The sequence below is a fragment of the Stenotrophomonas sp. GQ19 genome (assembly GCF_059758695.1).
The window spans coordinates 549254-568492 of record NZ_JCAXES010000001.1 but is presented as its reverse complement, the minus strand read 5'-3'; the positions used below and the strand labels follow the sequence as shown (position 1 = coordinate 568492).

General features: G+C 69.4%; 21 protein-coding genes. 15 read left to right on the top strand and 6 right to left on the bottom strand.

The annotated features are described in order from the left end of the window. Window positions 1-79: 79 nt before the first annotated feature. The 7 genes from AC6CHL_RS02345 to AC6CHL_RS02315 all read left to right on the top strand — a co-directional run bounded on the left by AC6CHL_RS02345 (window position 80) and on the right by AC6CHL_RS02315 (window position 6865). Window positions 80-439, top strand: coding sequence for a hypothetical protein (locus AC6CHL_RS02345; RefSeq protein ID WP_498293157.1), 360 nt, complete (start codon window positions 80-82; stop codon window positions 437-439). A 78-nt stretch (window positions 440-517) separates the two neighbouring features. Further along, window positions 518-904: a helix-turn-helix domain-containing protein gene (locus AC6CHL_RS02340; protein ID WP_137189578.1), complete on the top strand. Its 387-nt coding sequence runs from the start codon at window positions 518-520 to the stop codon at window positions 902-904. A gap of 25 nt (window positions 905-929) precedes the next feature. Beyond that, the gene (locus AC6CHL_RS02335; protein ID WP_141057960.1) at window positions 930-1586 is read left to right on the top strand and encodes a hydrolase; all 657 of its coding nucleotides are present in this window, start codon (window positions 930-932) and stop codon (window positions 1584-1586) included. 2 nt (window positions 1587-1588) lie between these two features. Next, on the top strand, window positions 1589-2014 hold the full coding sequence (locus AC6CHL_RS02330) for a DoxX family protein (protein WP_498293155.1): 426 nt from the start codon (window positions 1589-1591) through the stop codon (window positions 2012-2014). Between the two features lie 107 nt (window positions 2015-2121). Then, window positions 2122-3966 (top strand): amidohydrolase, encoded by a 1845-nt coding sequence (locus AC6CHL_RS02325; protein ID WP_498293153.1) that lies wholly within the window; start codon window positions 2122-2124, stop codon window positions 3964-3966. Continuing rightward, the gene (locus tag AC6CHL_RS02320) at window positions 3945-5240 is read left to right on the top strand and encodes an alginate export family protein (protein ID WP_498293151.1); all 1296 of its coding nucleotides are present in this window, start codon (window positions 3945-3947) and stop codon (window positions 5238-5240) included. Before AC6CHL_RS02325 ends, AC6CHL_RS02320 begins: the two co-directional genes overlap by 22 nt. Continuing rightward, entirely contained in the window at window positions 5234-6865 is a 1632-nt protein-coding gene (locus AC6CHL_RS02315) for an MFS transporter (RefSeq protein ID WP_038688151.1), read from the top strand. The genes AC6CHL_RS02320 and AC6CHL_RS02315 overlap by 7 nt, the downstream gene beginning before the upstream one ends. A 527-nt stretch (window positions 6866-7392) precedes the next feature. Here the strand turns inward: AC6CHL_RS02315 and AC6CHL_RS02310 are convergent. Beyond that, window positions 7393-8217: an alpha/beta fold hydrolase gene (locus tag AC6CHL_RS02310; RefSeq protein WP_498293149.1), complete on the bottom strand. Its 825-nt coding sequence runs from the start codon at window positions 8215-8217 to the stop codon at window positions 7393-7395. Window positions 8218-8546: 329 nt separating this feature from the next. Here AC6CHL_RS02310 and AC6CHL_RS02305 point away from each other — a divergent pair, with 329 nt between their 5' ends. Together AC6CHL_RS02305 and AC6CHL_RS02300 are read left to right on the top strand one after the other, a co-directional pair. Beyond that, complete coding sequence (locus AC6CHL_RS02305; protein ID WP_498293147.1) at window positions 8547-9320, top strand: TspO-related membrane protein; 774 nt, start codon at window positions 8547-8549, stop codon at window positions 9318-9320. An 88-nt stretch (window positions 9321-9408) separates the two neighbouring features. Next, complete coding sequence (locus tag AC6CHL_RS02300; RefSeq protein WP_038688156.1) at window positions 9409-10386, top strand: zinc-binding dehydrogenase; 978 nt, start codon at window positions 9409-9411, stop codon at window positions 10384-10386. Between the two features lie 75 nt (window positions 10387-10461). On the opposite strand, the gene AC6CHL_RS02295 is transcribed toward AC6CHL_RS02300, so the two are convergent. Then, a complete protein-coding gene (locus tag AC6CHL_RS02295) occupies window positions 10462-11355 on the bottom strand; it encodes a LysR family transcriptional regulator (RefSeq protein WP_038688158.1) in 894 nt (297 codons plus the stop codon). Between the two features lie 188 nt (window positions 11356-11543). Between AC6CHL_RS02295 and AC6CHL_RS02290 the strand changes: the two genes are divergently transcribed. From AC6CHL_RS02290 to AC6CHL_RS02275, 4 genes are all read left to right on the top strand, one after another. Beyond that, window positions 11544-12008 (top strand): (R)-mandelonitrile lyase, encoded by a 465-nt coding sequence (locus AC6CHL_RS02290; RefSeq protein ID WP_498293145.1) that lies wholly within the window; start codon window positions 11544-11546, stop codon window positions 12006-12008. Between the two features lie 60 nt (window positions 12009-12068). Beyond that, window positions 12069-12740: a class I SAM-dependent methyltransferase gene (locus tag AC6CHL_RS02285; protein ID WP_498293143.1), complete on the top strand. Its 672-nt coding sequence runs from the start codon at window positions 12069-12071 to the stop codon at window positions 12738-12740. Between the two features lie 63 nt (window positions 12741-12803). Further along, the gene (locus AC6CHL_RS02280) at window positions 12804-13457 is read left to right on the top strand and encodes an SDR family oxidoreductase (protein WP_498293141.1); all 654 of its coding nucleotides are present in this window, start codon (window positions 12804-12806) and stop codon (window positions 13455-13457) included. Between the two features lie 69 nt (window positions 13458-13526). Further along, entirely contained in the window at window positions 13527-14447 is a 921-nt protein-coding gene (locus AC6CHL_RS02275; protein ID WP_498293139.1) for a M14 family metallopeptidase, read from the top strand. Between the two features lie 199 nt (window positions 14448-14646). Here the strand turns inward: AC6CHL_RS02275 and AC6CHL_RS02270 are convergent, their stop codons facing one another. Further along, window positions 14647-15510, bottom strand: a complete 864-nt coding sequence (locus AC6CHL_RS02270; RefSeq protein ID WP_498293137.1) for a LysR family transcriptional regulator — start codon at window positions 15508-15510, stop codon at window positions 14647-14649. Window positions 15511-15661: 151 nt separating this feature from the next. Here AC6CHL_RS02270 and AC6CHL_RS02265 point away from each other — a divergent pair, with 151 nt between their 5' ends. Further along, window positions 15662-16033: a DMT family transporter gene (locus AC6CHL_RS02265; protein WP_038688167.1), complete on the top strand. Its 372-nt coding sequence runs from the start codon at window positions 15662-15664 to the stop codon at window positions 16031-16033. Continuing rightward, a complete protein-coding gene (locus tag AC6CHL_RS02260; protein ID WP_498293136.1) occupies window positions 16030-16350 on the top strand; it encodes a DMT family transporter in 321 nt (106 codons plus the stop codon). Before AC6CHL_RS02265 ends, AC6CHL_RS02260 begins: the two co-directional genes overlap by 4 nt. A gap of 6 nt (window positions 16351-16356) precedes the next feature. Here the strand turns inward: AC6CHL_RS02260 and AC6CHL_RS02255 are convergent, their stop codons facing one another. From AC6CHL_RS02255 to AC6CHL_RS02245, 3 genes are all read right to left on the bottom strand, one after another. Next, window positions 16357-17184 carry an isocitrate lyase/PEP mutase family protein gene (locus AC6CHL_RS02255; protein ID WP_038688170.1) on the bottom strand — a complete coding sequence of 276 codons (828 nt, stop codon included), beginning with the start codon at window positions 17182-17184 and terminating at the stop codon, window positions 16357-16359. Window positions 17185-17253: 69 nt separating this feature from the next. Beyond that, the gene (locus tag AC6CHL_RS02250; RefSeq protein ID WP_498293135.1) at window positions 17254-18402 is read right to left on the bottom strand and encodes an MFS transporter; all 1149 of its coding nucleotides are present in this window, start codon (window positions 18400-18402) and stop codon (window positions 17254-17256) included. A 7-nt stretch (window positions 18403-18409) separates the two neighbouring features. Further along, window positions 18410-19186 carry a DeoR/GlpR family DNA-binding transcription regulator gene (locus AC6CHL_RS02245; protein ID WP_498293133.1) on the bottom strand — a complete coding sequence of 259 codons (777 nt, stop codon included), beginning with the start codon at window positions 19184-19186 and terminating at the stop codon, window positions 18410-18412. Window positions 19187-19239: the final 53 nt, after the last annotated feature.

Here is a 19239-nt window from a genome sequence, read left to right as displayed (position 1 = left end):
AGCAGCTGCTTACTCTTTCGGGGCAGGCGCCGCGCCCGACAGTGCGGTACCCCTGCCGGGCCCGTTCTGGACCGCCCGCATGCAACGACTGTTCGTGATGTTCCCCGACCGTGCGCCCGGCGTCGGTCTGGTGCTGCTGCGGCTCGGCCTGTGCGCGGCCGTGCTTACGCTGCCAATGGCGCCGACAGGCTGGCTGCAGCTGGCGCCGCTGGTGGCGGCGTGCCTGCTGCTGGTGGGCGTGTGGACCCCGCTGGCAGCGGTTACGCTGCTGCTGATGATGGGCCTACACGCGGCATCGCACTGGGCCTGGCTGCCGCTGCCGGTCGCGTTGCTGCTGCTGGGCCCCGGCGCCTATTCGCTGGATGCACGTCGTTTCGGTCGACGCGTGCTGCGGCAGTCGCCCGGCGGCGGCAACGGGCGTGATCACCCGAAAGAGTAATCGCCGCTCCCTCCGATGGAGGGTAGGGCCATACGCATGTCGCGGCGACCATGGCACACCCCGTCGTGGAGCCCGCTGATGGCCGCTTCGTCCCCCCCGACGCCGCCCACGCCTGTCGCCTTGCCGCCCACCCAGGTGGCGGCGCTGCGGCGTGCCTTGGCCTACATCGATGCCAACCTGCAGCAACCGGTGCTGGTCGAACAGATGGCCGCCGCGGCCTGCGTCAGCCGTTTCCACCTGGCACGCCTGTTTCGTGCCGGTACCGGGATGAGCCCGACCGCGTACCTGCGCCAGCGCCGCATCGAACATGCCCAGCAGCTGCTGCACGCCGGCGGGCTGAAGGTCAGCCAGATCGCCAGCAGCCTGTGCTTCTTCGACCAGAGCCATTTCGTGCGCAGCTTTCGCGCCGTGACCGGCTGTACGCCCCGTCATTTCGCCCGGCGCAGCCTGCGCCCGGGTGCCTGAATCCCCTCGATCCCAAGGAATGCCCATGAACAAGGCCACCGCCGTCGCCGGCACCTCGCTGCTGTCGCCCACCGATCACGCCCTGGTGCTGATCGACTTCCAGTCGCAGATGGCATTTGCCACCCACACCATCGACATCTCCGCGCTGCGCAACAATGCCGCGCTGATCGCCAAGGGCGCGGCCGGCTTCAACGTGCCGGTGGTGCTCACCACGGTTGCCGAGAAGTCGTTCTCCGGTCCGATGTTCCCGGAGCTGCCCGCGATCTTCCCGGGCCAGACGGTGTTCGACCGTACCTCGATGAACACCTGGGAAGACCAGCCGGTGATCGACGAGATCAACCGCATCGGCAAGCGCCGTCTGGTGCTCGCCGGCCTGTGGACCAGCGTGTGCATCGTCGGCCCGGCGTTGTCGGCGATCGACCAGGGCTTCGAGGTCTACGTGGTGACCGATGCGTGCGGCGACGTCAGCGTGGAAGCACACGAGCGCGCCGTGACCCGCATGGTGCAGGCCGGTGCGGTGCCGATCACGGCGGTGCAGTACCTGCTGGAACTGCAGCGCGACTGGGCACGCAGCGCAACCTACGACCTCACCACCGGCATCGCCCGTGACCATGCCGGCGGCTATGGCATCGGCATCCAGTACGCCAAGACGATGTTCGGCGCGCAGGAAGGCGGCCACTGAGCATGGCCGGCGCCACCGGGCTGGACCTGGCGCTGTTGCTGCTGCGCATGGCGGCGGGCGGGTTCCTGCTGCCGCATGCGCTGGGCAAGCTGTTCGGCTGGTTCGGTGGCCCCGGCCTGGCCGGGTTCGCCGACGAGCTGCGCGGCTTCGGCCTGCCGGCGCCGCGGCCGATGCCGCTGCTGCTGGCGGCCGTGCAGGTGCTGTGCGGGCTGGCGGTGCTGCTGGGGTGGCAGGCCCGGCCCGGCGCGGTGATCGCGGCGGTGTTCCTGCTGTCCACTGCGCTGTTGGCGCTGCCCCATGGCTGGTTCTGGATGCGCGGCGGTGCCGAGTACTCCCTGTTCTGGACGCTGACGCTGCTGGCCATCGCCCTGGCCGGTCCTGGCGCGTTTGCACTGCAGCCGTCGCTGGCAGGGGCAGCGTGGCCATGACCGCCGATCCGCACCATCCCGGTCGCCGCGACCTGCTTCTGGGCGTCGGCGCAGGCCTGGCGCTCGCTGCAGGCGCCCGCACCTTTGCCTCATCCCCGGAGAAACGCATGTCTACGCTGCTCATCCGCAATGCCCGCATCACCACCCTTGACCCACGCTGCCCGCAGGCCGACGCGCTCGCGGTGGTGGACGGGCGCATCGCCGCCGTCGGCACCGAAGCGCAGGTGCGTGCCGGACTGGACGTGGGCACCGTCATCGATGCCGGCGGCCGTCGCGTGGTGCCTGGCTTGAATGACAGCCATACCCATCTGATCCGCGGTGGCCTCAACTACAACCTGGAACTGCGCTGGGACGGGCTGCGCTCGCTCAGCGATGCGATGGCGATGCTGAAGGCGCAGGTGGACAACACGCCGGCCCCGCAATGGGTGCGTGTGGTGGGCGGGTTCACCGCCGAGCAGTTCGTGGAAAAGCGGCTGCCCACCCTGGCCGAGCTCAACGCCATCGCCCCGGACACGCCGGTCTTCCTGCTGCACCTGTACGACCGGGCGCTGCTCAACGGCGCCGCGCTGCGGGCCTGTGGCTATGACCGCAACACGCCGGACCCGCCGGGCGGCCAGATCGCGCGCGACAGCCTGGGCAATCCCACCGGCCTGCTGCTGGCCAAGCCCAACGCGCTGATCCTGTACGCCACGCTGGCCAAGGGGCCGCGCCTGCCGATGGAGTACCAGGCCAATTCCACGCGGCATTTCATGCACGAATTGAACCGGTTGGGCATCACCTCGGTGATCGACGCCGGGGGTGGCTTCCAGAACTATCCGGAGGACTACCAGGTCATCGAGCAGCTGCACCGCGACGGCGAGCTCACCGTGCGCATCGCCTACAACCTGTTCACCCAGAACAAGGGCAAGGAGAAGCAGGACTTCCAGCACTGGAGCGAGATCGTCGCCCCGCGCCAGGGCGATGACCTGCTGCGTCACAACGGTGCCGGCGAGATGCTGGTGTTCTCCGCAGCCGACTTCGAGCTGTTCAACGAGCCGCGCCCGGAACTGCCGCCCGGCATGGAGCCGGAGCTGGAAGAGGTGGTGCGGCTGCTGGTTGAGAAGCGGTGGCCGTTCCGCATCCATGCCACCTACGACGAAAGCATCGATCGCATCCTGGATGTGTACGAGCAGGTCAACCGCGAGATTCCGTTCGACGGCCTGCACTGGTTCATCGACCACGCCGAGACCATCACCCCGCGCAACATCGACCGCATCCGCGCGCTCGGCGGCGGACTGGCCATCCAGCACCGCATGGCCTACCAGGGTGAGGCGTTCGTGCAGCGCTATGGCAGCGAAGCGGCACGCCACACCCCGCCGGTGCGGCGCATGCTGCAGGCCGGCGTGCCGGTGGGCGCAGGCACCGACGCCACCCGCGTGGCGAGCTACAACCCGTGGGTGGCGCTGTCGTGGCTGGTCACCGGGCGCACCGTGGGCGGGTTGGCGCTGTATGGCGAGGAAAACCTGCTGGAGCGCGAGGAAGCGCTGCGGCTGTGGACGCAGGGCAGCGCGTGGTTCTCGGGCGACGAAGCCCACAAGGGCACGCTGGGAGTAGGGCAGTTGGCCGACTTCTGCGTGCTGTCCTCGGACTTCTTCGCGGTGGACGATGCCGCCATTGCCGACATCACCAGCCTGCTGACCGTGGTGGGCGGGCGGGTGGTGTACGGCGACGGCGACTTTGCGCCGCTGGCCCCGGTACTGCCGCCGGCCATGCCCGATTGGTCGCCGGTCAACCGCTTTGGCGGCTACCACGTAGGCGGCGCGGCCACCGGGCTCACCGCGCACGCGCATGCCCACGGCGCAGGCGGCTGCCGCACCCATGGCGCGCACGGCCATGCCGCCGCACACGCCGTACCCACCGACGCGCCAAATGCGTTCTGGGGTGCACTGGGATGTTCGTGCTTCGCCTTCTGACCCTGGGCCTGGCCGCTGCGTCGCCGGCGCTGGCCTGCGAGGCGGACGGCCGCGGCCAGTGCATGGCGCTGGACGGCGGTGGCGCGCTGCAGATGGATGCCTCGCTGCGTCTGCGCAGCATGTATTACGACCCGACCCGCTTCGGCGTGCAGGGCGGGCAGGAGGACGGTTACGGGCTGCTGCGGGTGCTGGCGTCGATCCGCGCCCAACGCGACGGCTGGCAGGCCGTGGCGCAACTGGGCGTGCATGCCGAGCAGGGACGCCGCGGGGGTGCCGGTGGCACCGATCGGGGTGCGCTGGATGTGCAGCAGGGCTACGTGCACTGGCAGGGCGAACACGTTGGCTGGCAGCTGGGCCGCCAGGAGGCCGGCTACGGAAGCTCGCGGCTGCTGTCGGTGCGCGACGGGCCGAACATCCGGCTGGCGTTCGACGGCGTGCGCGGCCGCTGGCGCGCGCCGCGCTGGCAGCTGGACCTGATGGCGCTGCGCCCGGTCGACAACCGGCCCGGTGCATTCGATGACCGCAGCGACCACGGCCAGTACCTGCTGGGCGGGTATGCAACGCTGCAGGGACGCAGCGCGGGCAACGGTCTGGACCTGTACCTGCTGGGCTATGGTCGCGACGATGCCCGCTTTGCCGGTGCCCAGGGCGACGAGCGGCGCACGACGCTTGGGGCACGCTGGTTCGCCCGGCAGCCACGCTGGGATGCCAACGTCGAACTGGTGGGGCAACGCGGCACCCTGTCCGGGGCGCAGGGTGACCTGGCCATCCGCGCGTGGACGCTTGCCAGCGATACCGGCGTGCGCTGGTCCCAACGGACCTGGCAACCGCGCCTGGGCGTGAAAGTGGACATCGCCAGTGGCGACCGCACGCCCGGTGACGGCCGCCTGCAGACGTTCAATGCGCTGTATCCCAAGGCGGCGTACTTCAGCGAGGCCAGCCTGCTGGCACCGGCCAACCTGATGGACGTGCAGCCGACCCTGACCCTGACCCCGCATCCGGCGATCACCACCGAATTCGGCTGGCAGCTGGCGTGGAAGCATCGCCGCGCCGATGCGATCTACACCACCCCCGCGCCGCTGGCCGCGCTGCCGGGCACTGCCGGCACGCCGCGCCGGATCGGGCAGCAGTTCAAGTGGGAAACCACGTGGCGGGCAAGCCCGCAGTGGCAATGGCAGGCGCAGTTGGCCTGGTTCGAGGCCGGTCCCGGCCTGCGCGCGGCCGGTGGCCGCGACACTTTGTTTGCATCGATGGTAGGAGCGTGGCAATGGTAAGCAACAACGAGGGCGCCGCACCCGGCGCATGGTCGCCGCTGAAGATCGGCCTGTTCCGCGCGATGTGGCTGGCCATCCTGGGCAGCAACGTGGGCACCTGGATCAATGACGTGGCTGCCGCCTGGGTGATGGCCGAGCGCACCGGGTCGCCGTTGATGGTGGCGCTGGTGCAGTCGGCGACCACGGTGCCGGTGGTGCTGCTGGCGCTGGTGGCCGGCACCCTGGCCGACATCGTCGACCGACGCCGTTACCTGCTGTTCACCCAGGGCTGGATGCTGCTGGTGGCGGCCACGCTGGCCACGTTGACGGGGCTGTCGATGCTGACCCCCGGGTTGCTGGTGGCGCTGACCTTCGCGATGGGCTGCGGCGCGGCGATGGCGATGCCGGCGCAGGCGGCGATCGTGTCCGAGCTGGTGCCACGGCCGATGCTGGCTTCGGCGGTGGCGTTGAATTCGATCGGGATCAACATTGCGCGCTCGCTGGGCCCGGCCATTGGCGGGTTGATCGTGGCGCAGTTGGGGCCAAGCTGGGCGTTTGGTCTGAACGCGCTGAGCTTTGCCGCAATGCTGATCGTATTGACCCGCTGGACGCCGGACGCAGCGGCCTCCACGCTGCCGCCGGAAGGCTTCGGTGCGGGACTGCGCGCGGGCCTGCGTTATGCACTGCGCGCCGGCCGCCTGCAGGCGGTGCTGGTGAAGTCGGCCGGGTTCTTCTTCTTCGCCAGTGCGGTGACCGCGCTGCTGCCGCTGGTGGTGCGTGGGGAGATGCACGGCGGCGCGGGCCTCTACGGGATCCTGCTGGGCTGTATCGGCATCGGTGCGGTGACCGGCGCGCTGGTGCTGCCGACGCTGCGTGCGCGCATGGACCGCGACCTGTTGGTACTGCTGGCCACGCTGGCCTGCGCGCTGAGCCTGTTCGGGCTGGCCTGGCTGCGGCACATGGCGCTGTTGCCGGTGGCGATGCTGATCAATGGCTTTGCCTGGATCACGGTACTGTCCTCGCTGCAGATCGCCGCGCAGACCGCGGTGCCGCCGTGGGTGCGGGCACGTGCGCTTTCGCTGTACATCATGGTGTTCTCGCTGGGCATGGCGGCCGGCGGCCTGAGCTGGGGCAGCATTGCCCAGCGCACGTCGATCCCGCTGGCGTTGACGATCGCCTCGGTTGGCGCGGTAATCGCCGGGCTGCTGGTGTGGCGGGTGCGCATCGCGGGCAGCGAGGAGTTGGACCTGCGTCCGGCCGGCTATTGGCCAGCGCCCGAGCTGGCGGTGCCGGTGTCGCATGATCGCGGTCCGGTGCTGGTCACGGTGGAGTACCGCATCGCCGATGCCGACCGCGCGGCGTTCCACGTGTTGATGGGGGAGCTGGGTCGCACCCGGCGCCGCGACGGCGCGGTGCTGTGGGGCGTGGCTGAGGACGTGGCTACGCCGGGCATTCACCTGGAGTATTTCGTGACCAGCTCCTGGGTGGAACATCTGCGCCAGCATGAGCGCGTGACCGCTGAAGACCGCGATCACCAGCAGAAGGTGCGGGCGCTGCACCGCGGCGAGCACGCGCCGATCGTCAGGCATTTTGTGGGGGGTCATGGCGCGCTGCCGCCGTTGAAGCACTCCCACGAACTGGGCTGACGGGCGGATACAAAAATAGGTTCTTCCCACCTCTGAGGGGAGAGCCTTGTTGCAAGGGCCGTCACAGAGTGCGCACGACGGTACGCGGGTGCTCTGGTGTGCGGGCGCCGCGGCTGGCGTCTCCGATCGGGCCGGTCGCGAGCGTGAGGGCCCCGTAGCACCCGGTAGGCCCCTGGTGCAAATGTCCCCCGGCCGCGTGGCGGCCTCCTCCTTTATTTTGCCCAGGAGCCTACCGGCCGCTACGGGGCTCAGCTTGCGGTAAGCAGGGGAAGCCAGGCTTTTCTGGCGCTGTCGGCGGGTCGGGCGCTGGGCCCCCATGCCCTTGGAGGCGAAATAAAGGAGGAGGTGGCGGCCGCAGGCCGACGCCGGGGGACATTCGCCGGAAAGGGCATGGGGGCCCAGCGCCCGACCCGCCGACGGCTGCGCGTGGGTTGCGTCATGGCACGGTTCTGCTTGCCCCGCCTATGGGAGAAGAAAAAAGGCGCCGGGCAGAACCCGGCGCCCCGCGTGGCGATCGCGGCGTTGGGTCAGGCCTTGGCGAAGGCCAGCAGGTCCTGGTTGAACTGATCGGCGTGGGTCACGGTCAGGCCATGCGGCGCGCCCGGGTACACCTTCAACGTGGCATTGGCCACGATCTTCGCCGACAGCCGGCCCGACGCATCGATCGGCACGATCTGGTCGTCATCGCCATGCACCACCAACGTCGGCACGTCGATCTTCTTCAGATCCTGCGTGTAGTCCACCTCGGAGAACTCGCGGATACAGTCGTACTGCCCCTTGTGACCGCCCTGCATGCCCTGCAGCCAGAATGCGTCGCGCATGCCCTGGCTGACCTTGTGGCCGTCACGGTTGGCGCCGAAGAACGGCGTGGTCAGGTCCTGGTAGAACTGCGAGCGGTCGGCCGCCACCCCGGCGCGGATGCCGTCGAACACACTCATCGGCAGCCCGCCCGGGTTGGTGGCGCTCACCACCATCTGCGGCGGCACCGCACCCACCAGCACGGCCTTGGCCACGCGCTTGCTGCCGTGGCGGCCGATGTAATGGGCGATCTCGCCGCCGCCGGTGGAGTGGCCCACCAGAATGACCTCTTTCAGGTCCAGCGCCTCGATCAGCGAGGCCAGGTCGTCGGCGTAGGTGTCCATGGTGTTGCCGTCCCAGGTCTGGGTGGAGCGGCCATGACTGCGGCGGTCATGCGCGATCACGCGGTAACCGTGCTGGCCCATGAACAGCATCTGCGGGTCCCAGGCGTCGCTGCTGAGCGGCCAGCCATGGGCGAACACGACCGGCTGGCCCTGGCCCCAGTCCTTGTAGAAGATGCGGGTGCCGTCTTTGACGGTGTGATAGCTGCTCATCTGGGTATCTCCGGTGGGGTGGGGGTAGGGGTGGGAAACAGCAGGCCCCGCGGCAAACGCCTGGCCTGGCAACGCAGGCAGCATCAACGCTGCCGACACGGCCATGCCGGTGGCCAGGAACTGCCGCCGGGTGGGATCGCCAGGGCGATCGGGAAGAAATGACGACATCGGATCGGTCCAGTGGGGGCCGCGGCGAAACGCCGGGCGGCGCCAGTAAAGCGCTGTCGCACCCCCTCGCGATTGCACCGGTGTGCCCGATCATCGGGGCCATGCCACCGCCTTAACCGGTAACCGCGTATCGTCAGCGCTCTTTGAGTTGGAGTGGATGCATGCGTTGGATCGTGTTGTTGGCCGCATTGGCCATGCCGGTGGTGTCGTGGTTCTCGCAATCCGGCGCATTCGGCCCGACCAATGGCGCGATTTCCGACCGCTATCCGACCCTGTTGGTCGCTGCGGGCTACGCGTTCGCGATCTGGGGCGTGATCTTCCTGTGGGACGTGGTCTTCGGGCTGTGGCAGCTGCGCCGGCGCCGCCCGGACCTGCCCGGCGTGCGTGGCTGGTCGGCGGCGGGCTTCGCGCTGACGGCCGCGTGGATGCCGGTGTTTTCCAACCAGTGGTTCCTGCCCGCGCTGGCGATCATCTGGGCTGCGCTGGTGTGCCTGTTGATGGCCGCCGTGCGCGCTGCCCCCACCGATGCCACCGGCGGCCAGCGCGCCTGGGCGGCGTATCCGCTGGCGCTGCATGCCGGCTGGCTGACGATGGCCGCCTTCCTCAACACCGCCCAGGTGATCGTGGCCTACCAGTGGCTGCCCACCGCCGACATGTTCGGCTGGAGCGTGGTGCTGCTGGCCCTTGCCACGGTGCTGGCCTGGGCGATGAACCAGCGCCTGCGCGGGCATTTCGCGTACCCGGCGGCCGTGGTCTGGGCGCTGGTGGGTGTGTACGTGAAGCAGTCGGGCTGGCGCCTGCCCGGTGCCGATACCGTGTCGGTGCTGGCGCTGGCGGTTGCCGCGCTGCTGGTGCTGCAGACGTTGCTGCTGCGCACGCGGGCGTGGCGCCATCCGACCGTGCCGGTCGTGGCCGCGCACCGCCACCGACGTTGAGGTCACGCGTCTCCGGGCACCGTGTGTGCCCGTGCAAGGCCGGGCGCTGCCCGGCAATCCCCCATTGAACTGGCAACAGGAGACTTCCATGCGCGCTGCATTGCATGACACCTTTGGCGATCCCACCATCGTGCTGCACGGGGGTGACGTACCCACCCCGCAGCCGGGCGCGGGCGAGGTGCGTATCCGCACCGTGCTGGCCCCCATCCACAACCATGACCTGTGGACCGTACGCGGCAAGTACGGCTACAAGCCCACGCTGCCGGCGGTTGGTGGCAGTGAAGCAACCGGCGTGATCGACGCGCTGGGCGAGGGCGTTGAAGGCCTGGCGGTGGGTCAGCGGGTGAGCGCCGCGTCGGTGCATGGCACCTGGGCCGAGCACTTCATCGCACCGGCGAAGATGGTCATTCCGATGCCGGATGCGATCGACGATGAAACCGCGGCGCAGCTGATCGCGATGCCGCTGAGCGCGCTGATGCTGCTGGAGTTCCTGCAGGTCCACGAGGGTCAGTGGATCCTGCAGAACGCCGCCAATGGCGCGGTCGGCAAGGCGCTGGCGATGCTGTCCAAGGCGCGCGGCGTGCACTGCGTGAACCTGGTGCGGCGCGATGCCGGCGTGGCGGAAATGGAGGCGCTGGGCATCGACAACACGATTTCCACCGCCCAGTCGGATTGGATGGCGCAGGTGCAGACGCGGCTGGCCGGCGGCTCGATCGCTGCGGCGGTCGACTCGGTGGGCGGGCGTGCCAGCAGCGAGCTGATGACGTTGCTGGGGGATGGCGGCACGCTGGTGTCGTTCGGCTCGATGACCGGCGAACCGATGCAGCTCAACTCGGGCGACGTGATCTTCAAGCAGGCCACGGTGAAGGGGTTCTGGGGCAGCAAGGTGAGCCAGGCGATGGCCCCGGACGACAAGCGCCGGCTGGTGGGTGAGCTGCTGCAGCTGGCTGCACGCGGTGGGCTGAGCCTGCCGGTGGATGGTGTGTTCGGACTGGACGAGGTGGCGGCTGCTGCCGCTGCGAGTCTGGAACCGGGCCGCAACGGCAAGGTGCTGCTGCGCCCGTGAGGGCCGGCTGGGTAGAGCCGACCGTTGGTCGGCTGTTCCGGGTCGGGCACCGCGACAGCCGACCAACGGTCGGCTCTACCGGGCTGCGCGTAACGCTTCTATTACTACGCGCATCGCGCTGGAGGATTGGCGGCGGCTGGGGTAGTAGGCGTAATAACCGTCGAACACGTCGCACCAGTCGTCCATGACGCGGCGCAGGCGACCCGCCTGGACGTGTTCCAGCACCATGTCTTCGGGCAGGTAGGCCAGGCCGGCGCCGGCCAGGGTCGCGCGCAACATGGCGCTGCTGCCGTTGAACGTCCATTGCCCGTCCACGCGCACGTTGGCCTCTTGGCCGTCTTTCTGCAGGTCCCACACCATCAGTCCGCCGTGGGTAGGCAGGCGCAGCCCGATGCAGTTGTGCGCGGCCAGATCCGCCGGTGCTTGGGGCGCGACGTGATGGACGAAATAGGCCGGGCTGGCCACGATCGCCATGCGCTGCGGGCCGCTGATCGGCACGGCGATCATGTCGTTGGCCACGCGTCCGCCCAGGCGGATGCCGATGTCGTATCGCTGCGCCACGATGTCGGCCAGGCCGTAGTCGACGGTGAGCTCCACGCGCAGGTCGGGGTAGGCCGGCAGTATCGCGCTCAGGCGGGGCCAGACAATGCTGTTGGCCGCGTGTTCGGCGGTGGTGATGCGGATGGTGCCGGCAGGATGGTCGCGGTAGTCGCTGATCGCCACCAGCTCGGCCTCGATCTCCTGCATGCGCGGGGCCACGGTGTCGTACAGGCGTTCACCGGCCTCGGTCATCGACACGCTGCGGGTGGTGCGGGTGAGCAGGCGCACCCCGAGGCGCTCCTCCAGGCCCCGCACGGTGTGGCTCAGCGCGGACTGCGAGACGCCGAGCTGCGCGGCGGCGCGGGTGAAGCTGCGCTCGCGGGCCACGGCGACGAAGACCTGCAGGTCGTTGAAATTCTCGCGGGCCATCGGCGGCGTCCGGCACGCATGTGATTCATGCCTGGCCATGATGAGTCCGGGCCACTGGTGAGCACAAGGCGCCAAGCGTTGATGATTGATGAGTGATGTTCATCGCTGCATGCGCGCTGCGGCAGGCAGTGGCCAGGTTGGCAGGGACTACAGTGGGACGGTCCGTTTTCCACGTCGAGGAGTTCCGCATGAACCTGTTGAGCAGCACGCTGCTGTCGATGGTGGCCGCCACCGCACCGGCCGACCCGGCCCCGATCCAGATTGCCCGGGCCGGCAGCACCCCATCGGCGGCCGGCCCGGCCGACTATTTCACCGGGACGGTGCGCATCGATGCGCCGTTCCAGCGCGCCGCACCGGCCCGCGTGGGCGGCGCCACCGTGACCTTCGAGCCCGGCGCGCGCACGGCCTGGCACACCCATCCGCTCGGCCAGACCCTGATCGTGACCGCCGGGGTGGGTAGCGTCCAGGAGTGGGGCAAGCCGGTGCAGGAGATCCGCCCCGGCGACATTGTCTGGATCGCGCCGGGGGTGAAGCACTGGCACGGCGCCAAGGCGACGGTGGCCATGACCCATATCGCCATCGCCGAAGCGGTCGATGGCTCGCCTGTGACCTGGCTGGAGCAGGTCACCGTGGCCCAGTACAACGGCAGGTGACATCGCGCGCCACGGGCGTTAATGTAACTGCACCAGTTACATGAAAAAAGGTGCGCCCCGATGGATGCCTACGCCGACCCCGATGCCGTGGCCCGCTACGCAGAACGCCCACCCCGGCTGGTGCCGGGGTTCGCCGATCTGCAGCGGATGTGCACGCAGATGCTGGCCGAATCCGCGCCGACCGATGCACGCGTGCTGGTGTTGGGCGCCGGCGGCGGCCTGGAGCTGCGCACCTTCGCGCAGGCGCAGCCGCACTGGCGTTTCGACGGTGTGGATCCGTCGGACGCGATGTTGGAGCTGGCAACCCGCACTCTGGGCGCACACGCCCACCGTGCCCAGCTGCATCACGGGTACATCGACATAGCGCCTGACGGGCCGTTCGATGCCGCCGCCTGCCTGCTCACCCTGCATTTCGTGCCGCTGCACGAACGCGTGCCGACCCTGGCGGCGCTGCATCGGCGGTTGCGCGCGGGCGCGCCGCTGGTGGTGGCGCACATGAGCTTCGACCAGCACGACGGCGCGCGTGCGCGCTGGCTGCAACGCTACGCCGACTTTGCGATGTCCTCCGGGATCACGCCGGAGCAGGCCGAGCACGGTCGCGCCGCCGTCGCCGAGCACGTGCATATCCTGTCGCCGGCGCAGGACGAGGCGCTGCTGCGCGAGGCCGGTTTCAGCCGCGTCGAGAGCTTCTACCAGGGCCTGGGATTCCGCGGCTGGCTCGCGCTGGCGTAAGCGCCACGGCATGGTCACGCCGCGGTGGCTACGCTGGGTGCTGGTACGTATCAGGAGAACAGCATGGCCCAGGTTTTCATCATCGGCGCCGCCGGCAAGGTCGGCCGCCACCTGGTCGAACAACTGGCCACGCGCGGCCACCGCGCGGTGGCGCTGCATCGTCGCCCGGAGCAGGCGGACGCGTTGGCCGCACTGGGCGGCACACCGATGCAGGGCGATCTGACCCACACCGATGCGCAGGCGCTGGCGGCACAGATGGCCGGCAGCGAGGTGGTGGTGTTCAGTGCAGGGGCGGGCGGGGCAGGCATCGAACTGACCAACGCCATCGACGGTGCCGGGCTGGAGCTGGCCGTGCAGGCCGCCCGGCACGCCGGCATCAAACGCTTCCTGCTGGTCTCGGCATTTCCCGAGGCCGGGCGAAGCAAGGCGATGGGCGATGGCTTCGAGAACTACATGGCGGTCAAGAAGCGCGCCGATGTGTACCTGGCCGCCAGCGACCTGGATTGGGTGATCCTGCGCCCCGGTACGCTCACCGATGCGGCCGGCCGTGGATGCGTGCAGGTCGGGCTGGCCATTGCCTACGGCGAGGTGCCGCGTGCGGATGTTGCCGCGACGCTGGTGGCGTTGGTCGAACGCCCGCAGCTCAAGCACCGCATCATCGAACTCACCGAAGGTGACCAACCCATCGACGTGGCGCTGCAGCAGCTGCTCGCCTGATGTGGCACAGGCGGCCCGGGCGGCAATGGTAAAATCGGCGTCCCGATCCACTGCACAGACGAGTACGCCATGACCGACGCCCGCTTCCATCCCATCGGCACCCCTGGCCAGCCCTGGGGCGCGGCGGAAAAGGCGCAGTGGCGTGTCCTGCAGCAGCCGCAGCGTCGCTATGCCAACGACGTGGTGCCGGCGGTGGACGCCTTGCGCGCGGACTTCGACGTGGAGCAGTACGGCACGCTGGACTACGCCCCGGACGCGTACCCGTTGTTTGCCGTACGCAGCCGCAACTGGAACCCGGCGCTTCCCAGCGTGCTGGTGACCGGCGGCGTGCACGGCTACGAAACCAGTGGCGTGCAGGGCGCGCTGCAGTTCCTGGCCACGCGTGCCAAGGACTATGCCGGTCGCGCGAACGTGCTGGTGGCGCCGTGTGTGAGCCCCTGGGGCTACGAGCGCGTGCAGCGCTGGAACGCCGATGCGATCGACCCGAACCGCTCGTTCGTGGCCAACAGCCCGGCGCAGGAATCGGCGGCGCTGATGGCGCTGGTGGAACCGCTGCGCGCCGGCATGGTGATGCACATTGACCTGCATGAAACCACCGACAGCGACGAAACCGAGTTCCGTCCCGCGCTTGCCGCGCGCGATGGCAAGCCGTTCGAACCGGGCCTGATTCCCGATGGCTTCTACCTGGTGGACGACAGCGAGAATCCGCAGCCCGCGTTCCAGACGGCGGTGAACGCAGCGGTGGAGCAGGTGACCCACATCGCCCCGGCCGATGACAAAGGCGAGATCATCGGCTCGCCGGTGGTGGCCCCGGGCGTGATCGAGTACCCGCTGAAGAAGCTGGGCTTGTGCGCCAGCATCACCGGCGCGACCTACACCACCACCACCGAGGTCTACCCGGACAGCCCGCGCGCCACCCCGCAGCAATGCAACGATGCGCAGGTAGCCGCGATCTGCGCCGCCATCGACTACGCACTCGCCCACAGGTAGTGCCGGCCGCTGGCCGGCTCCAGGCGATCCCAACCAGCGCCCCGTAGCGCCGGGCTCTGCCCGGCAAGCGTGGAGCCCGGCGCAAAGTGCAGCGGGGCAGAGCCCCGCTCTACGCGGGATGCGTTGAAGAATGGCCACGTAGCGCCGGGCTCTGCCCGGCTGCCTTTCAGCGCAAAGCGCGGCGGGGCAGAGCCCCGCTCTACGGGGTGCGGTGCAGGAATTCGTCGAGCAGCCACAGCGCGGCCGGGCCCAGTATCTCGCCCTTGCGCCACACCGCGTCGCACGCCACCAGCTTCGGCCAGCCGGGCAGGGCCAGTTCCACCAGCTGCCCGCGCCCGTATCGCGCTACCAGGGTGCGCGGCAGTTCGGCCCAACCGAAGCCGTCTTCGGCCATCTCCAGCACCATCAGGTAATCCGACGCCGACCAGCTGCGCCCACGCGCCGGGCCGCTGCGCTGATCGTCACCGCTCAGGCAGATCCGGCGATGGCCCGCCAGGTGGGATTCGTCCGCGGCATCTATCTGCGCCAGCGGATGCTGCCGCGCCACGAACACCGCCATTTCCGCGCGCAGCGGCAGCGCACGGACAGTCAGGTCGGACGGGTAGTGCGCCTGCTGCGGCACAAGTCCCAGATGCGCGCGACCCCGCTGCACGACATCGAGCACATCGCTGCCTTCGGCATCCAGCCATTCCAGTTCAATGTCCGGAAAGCGCTGTTCGAAACGCTGCAGAAGGTGGTGGTCGGGGTTGAGCTGGTAGATGTCGGAAAACACCACGGTCAGCCGCGGCTCCACCGCGTCGCCCAGGCGGATGCTCAGCTGTTCCAGGCGTTCGGCGGCGGCAAGAATCTCCTGCACGTGGCCGAGCACCTTGCGCCCGTCGTCGGTGAGCACCGGGTAACGGCCGCGGCGATCGAACAGGGTGAGGCCCAGATCGGCCTCCAGCGTGGCAACCGCCGTGCTGATGGTCGATTGGGTCTTCTTCAGTCGGCGAGCCGCGGCGGAGAAGGAGCCGAGCGCGGCCGCTTCAACGAAGGCGTGCAAGGATTCCGGGCCGTAGCGCATGGATGTATCGCCTTTGTCGATGGATTCCATCTTTGGTGTGATGGAAACGTCGATGATAATGAAGGCATCGGCGGAGTGCGAGTGTCGCGAGTGCCCGTACCGACCAACGGTCGGTACCTACGCCCGCCGGATCACCCTCAAGGAGTTTCCCATGCACACACACGTGCATTCCCAACCCCGTGCCCGTGGCGGCCTGATCGCCTGGGCCTGCCTGACTGTGGCGATCGTCGCCGAAGTGGTCGGCACCTCGTTCATGGCCGATGCCGCCCGTCATGGCGGCTATCTGGGCTATGTCGTGATGGCCGTGGCCCTGGCCATTTCGTACTACTTCCTGGCGCTGTCGGTGCGCGCCATCGCGGTCGGGGTCGCCTACGCGGTGTGGGAAGGCCTCGGCCTGACCCTGCTCACGCTGGTCGGCATTTTCGTGTTCAAGGACAGCCTGTCCGTGCAGCAGATGATCGGCCTGGTGATGGCGGCGGTCGGCATCGTCTGCGTCACGCTCGGCGAGGAGCACACGGCATGAATCTCACCGCCTTCCTGTTTGTGGTCTGCTCGGCCCTGATCGACATCGCGGCCAACATGATGGTCGCCAAATCCGATGGGTTCCGTAAGCCGGCCTGGGGGGTTGCCGCGATCGTGCTGGTCTGGCTCGCCTTCGCGCTTCTCGGCCAAGCGGTCAAGACCCTGGATCTGGCCACCGCCTATGCGATGTGGGGCGCGATCGGAGTGATCGGCACTGCCGTCTGCGGGCGGGTGCTGTTCGGCAACCGCCTGCGTCCGATCGGCTGGATCGGCATCGCGCTGGTCACCGGTGCGGTGGTGGTGCTGTCCAGCCACTGACCCCGGTCAGCGGAACAGGTGATTCAATACCGCCCCGGAGGCCGCATCGGCGAAGCCGTCGAAGCGGCCTTCGTCCCTGAGCAGCTGCGAGGCGCGCATCATCCCACCCCAGGCGGTACGCGCCATCGCGCCGCCCACGCTGACCCGGCGCACGCCCATGGCGGCGATGTCCTGCAGGGTGAACGGCACGGCGCTGCCCACCAGCAGGTTCACCGGTTTGGGGGCCACGGCGGCAACCACCGCCTCGATCTGCGCGCGGGTGCTGATGCCCGGCGCGTACAGGCAGTCGGCGCCGGCCGCGGCGTAGGCGCGCAGCCGGGCAATGGCATCATCCAGGTCCGGGCGGCCGACAAAGAAGTTCTCGGCCCGGCCAATCAGCAGCACGTCCTCGCCACTGCGGTCGATGGCGGCCCGTGCGGCGCGCACCCGCGCCACTGCCTCGTCGAGCGGTCGCAGTGGCGCGTCGGCGTCGCCACGGGCGTCTTCAATGGACAGGCCGGCCACGCCGGTGGCGATGGCCTGTTCCACGGCGTGCTCGACTGCGGTGGGATCCGCGCCGAAGCCATCGCCGAAATCGGCATTCACCGGCAGCGGCGTGGCAGCGGCCAGGTCACGCAGGTGGGCCAGCGTCTCATCCAGTGAGAGCTGGCCGTCCGGCTTGCCCTGGCTCCATGCCACGCCGGAACTGGTGCTGGCCAGCGCGGCAAACCCCAGCCCATGCAGGTAGCGCGCACTGCCCACGTCCCACGGGTTGGGCAACACGAAACAGCCGTCCGCATGCAGGGCGCGGAAGGCGGCGCGGCGTGGGCGGGGATCGAAGGGCAGGGTGGTCATGGCGCGGACCCGGTAGGCAGTACCACGATGGTACCGCCCACGTTGCGCCGGTCGTGCTGCAGGCGCGACTCAGGCCCGCACCCAGCGTGCCGCCACGCCAATGCCGGCCAGTGCAACGGCCACCAGGCAGAAGGCGAACACCAGGCTGCTGGCCTGTGCCACGAACCCGATGAACGCCGGGCCGGCCAGCACGCCGGCGTAGCCCAGCGTGGTGATCGCCGGAATCGCCAGGCTCTCCGGCATCGCCTTCTGGTTGCCGGCCATCGAGAACAACGCCGGCACTATGTTGGCGCAACCCAGGCCGATCAGTGCGTAGCCCAGCAGCGCCAGCGGCAGCAGCGTGGCGAAGGTGACCAGTGCGAAACCGCCGGCCGCCACCAGGCTGCCAAGCAGGATCGCCCGGTGCCGCCCCAGCGCGGCCACCACACCGTCACCGACCAGACGGGTCACCGTCATGGCGATGGCAAAGGTCATGAAGCCCAGGCCAGCATGCGACGGAGGTACGTGCTGGACCTCGTGCAGGAACACCGCGCTCCAGTCCAGCATGGCGCCCTCGGCCAGGAAGGCCACGAAACACAGCACGCCGATGCCCAGCACCACCCCATGTGGCACCGCAAATACCGGCGCGCCGGTGGGCGCCTTGTCGCGCCGCCAGTACGGCAGCGACAGGGCCAGCAGCGCAGCCATCACCGCTGCCGCCAGCAGGCACACCAGCCACGGCGGCAGGTGCAGTGCCAACAGGGCGGTCACCGCCGCCGCGCCGACCGCGCCACCGATGCTGTAGAAGGCGTGGAAGCCGGACATCATCGGCCGCCCGCTGTCACGCTCGACCATGACTGCCTGGATGTTCATCGTGCAGTCGCATGCGCCCACCCCGGCGCCGAACACGAACAGGGCCAGGCCCAGCGTCCAGGGCGAGGGGGCGATGGCCAGCAGGGGCAGGCTGGCGATCACCAGCAGCAGCGTGCCGATCATCACCGCGCGGCACCCGTGGCGGGCGGCGAAGATACCGGCCAGCGGCATCGCCAGCAGGGAACCGGCACCCAGGCACAGCAGCACCAGGCCCAGCGAGCCCTCATCCAGCCCGGTGCGGGTCTTGGCGAAGGGCACCAGCGGCGCCCAGGCGGCGGTGGCGAAGCCGGGCAGGAAGAAGGCGGCGCGGGTGGCGTGTTGTTCGACGCGGGTACCGGCCAGGGATGCGTGGGTCAGCGTGGACATATCGGGCTCACTCCGCATCGGCGTGGTGAATGTCGACGCCGCGGCGCGCGAACGCCTCGGCCTGCGCCGGCGGGGCATCGGCCTCCAGCACCAGCACGTCGATCCGTTCGACCGTGCCGATCCGGTGCGATGCCTGCGCGCCCAGCTTTTCGTTGCTGGCCACCACCACGCAGCGGCTGCTGGCGGCGAGCATCGCCCGCTTCAGCGCGGCCTCCTCGCCATCCACGGCCCACAGCCCGGCCTCGGCATCCACCGCGCAGGTGCCGATGAAGCACACGTCCACGCGCAACGCGGCGATGGCTTCCAGCGCCTGCGCGCCGACGGCCGCGCCGATCCGCGGATCCAGGCGGCCACCGATCAGCGTGACCTCGAACCCGCTGCGCGCCATCAGCAGCAGCGCGATGTCCGGAGCATTGGTGATCACCCGCAGGCCCTGGGTGTCGGGCAGGCAGGCGGCGATGGCACTGTTGGTGGAGCCGGCATCCAGCAGCACCTGCTCACCCGGGCGCACATGCAGGGCCGCTGCGCGTGCGAGCGCCTGCTTCTGTTCGCGCTGCAGGGCATGGCGGTCGGCCAGTGGCGGAAATTCCGGGGCCGCCGGCAGCGCGCCGCCATACACCTTGCGGCACAGGCCCTGGCTGGCCAGATCGCGCAGGTCGCGGCGGATCGAGTCTTCGGAGACGCCCATCTGCAGCGCAAGTTGGGCGGAGAACACGCGCCCCTGTTCGCGCAGCAGGTGCAGGATGGTCTGTTGGCGTTCGCCGGGAAGGGCTTCTGGATGCATGGCGGGATGCTCTGGCGTTCGGGAAAAAACCGGAGCAACCATGCATGAACACG

Coding starts and splice junctions, on each gene's coding strand:
- AC6CHL_RS02345 (WP_498293157.1), top strand. CDS start 80: ATGCAACGACTGTTCGTGATGTTCCCCGACCGTGCGCCCGGCGTCGGT.
- AC6CHL_RS02340 (WP_137189578.1), top strand. CDS start 518: ATGGCCGCTTCGTCCCCCCCGACGCCGCCCACGCCTGTCGCCTTGCCG.
- AC6CHL_RS02335 (WP_141057960.1), top strand. CDS start 930: ATGAACAAGGCCACCGCCGTCGCCGGCACCTCGCTGCTGTCGCCCACC.
- AC6CHL_RS02330 (WP_498293155.1), top strand. CDS start 1,589: ATGGCCGGCGCCACCGGGCTGGACCTGGCGCTGTTGCTGCTGCGCATG.
- AC6CHL_RS02325 (WP_498293153.1), top strand. CDS start 2,122: ATGTCTACGCTGCTCATCCGCAATGCCCGCATCACCACCCTTGACCCA.
- AC6CHL_RS02320 (WP_498293151.1), top strand. CDS start 3,945: ATGTTCGTGCTTCGCCTTCTGACCCTGGGCCTGGCCGCTGCGTCGCCG.
- AC6CHL_RS02315 (WP_038688151.1), top strand. CDS start 5,234: ATGGTAAGCAACAACGAGGGCGCCGCACCCGGCGCATGGTCGCCGCTG.
- AC6CHL_RS02310 (WP_498293149.1), bottom strand. CDS start 8,217: ATGAGCAGCTATCACACCGTCAAAGACGGCACCCGCATCTTCTACAAG.
- AC6CHL_RS02305 (WP_498293147.1), top strand. CDS start 8,547: ATGCGTTGGATCGTGTTGTTGGCCGCATTGGCCATGCCGGTGGTGTCG.
- AC6CHL_RS02300 (WP_038688156.1), top strand. CDS start 9,409: ATGCGCGCTGCATTGCATGACACCTTTGGCGATCCCACCATCGTGCTG.
- AC6CHL_RS02295 (WP_038688158.1), bottom strand. CDS start 11,355: ATGGCCCGCGAGAATTTCAACGACCTGCAGGTCTTCGTCGCCGTGGCC.
- AC6CHL_RS02290 (WP_498293145.1), top strand. CDS start 11,544: ATGAACCTGTTGAGCAGCACGCTGCTGTCGATGGTGGCCGCCACCGCA.
- AC6CHL_RS02285 (WP_498293143.1), top strand. CDS start 12,069: ATGGATGCCTACGCCGACCCCGATGCCGTGGCCCGCTACGCAGAACGC.
- AC6CHL_RS02280 (WP_498293141.1), top strand. CDS start 12,804: ATGGCCCAGGTTTTCATCATCGGCGCCGCCGGCAAGGTCGGCCGCCAC.
- AC6CHL_RS02275 (WP_498293139.1), top strand. CDS start 13,527: ATGACCGACGCCCGCTTCCATCCCATCGGCACCCCTGGCCAGCCCTGG.
- AC6CHL_RS02270 (WP_498293137.1), bottom strand. CDS start 15,510: ATGCGCTACGGCCCGGAATCCTTGCACGCCTTCGTTGAAGCGGCCGCG.
- AC6CHL_RS02265 (WP_038688167.1), top strand. CDS start 15,662: ATGCACACACACGTGCATTCCCAACCCCGTGCCCGTGGCGGCCTGATC.
- AC6CHL_RS02260 (WP_498293136.1), top strand. CDS start 16,030: ATGAATCTCACCGCCTTCCTGTTTGTGGTCTGCTCGGCCCTGATCGAC.
- AC6CHL_RS02255 (WP_038688170.1), bottom strand. CDS start 17,184: ATGACCACCCTGCCCTTCGATCCCCGCCCACGCCGCGCCGCCTTCCGC.
- AC6CHL_RS02250 (WP_498293135.1), bottom strand. CDS start 18,402: ATGTCCACGCTGACCCACGCATCCCTGGCCGGTACCCGCGTCGAACAA.
- AC6CHL_RS02245 (WP_498293133.1), bottom strand. CDS start 19,186: ATGCATCCAGAAGCCCTTCCCGGCGAACGCCAACAGACCATCCTGCAC.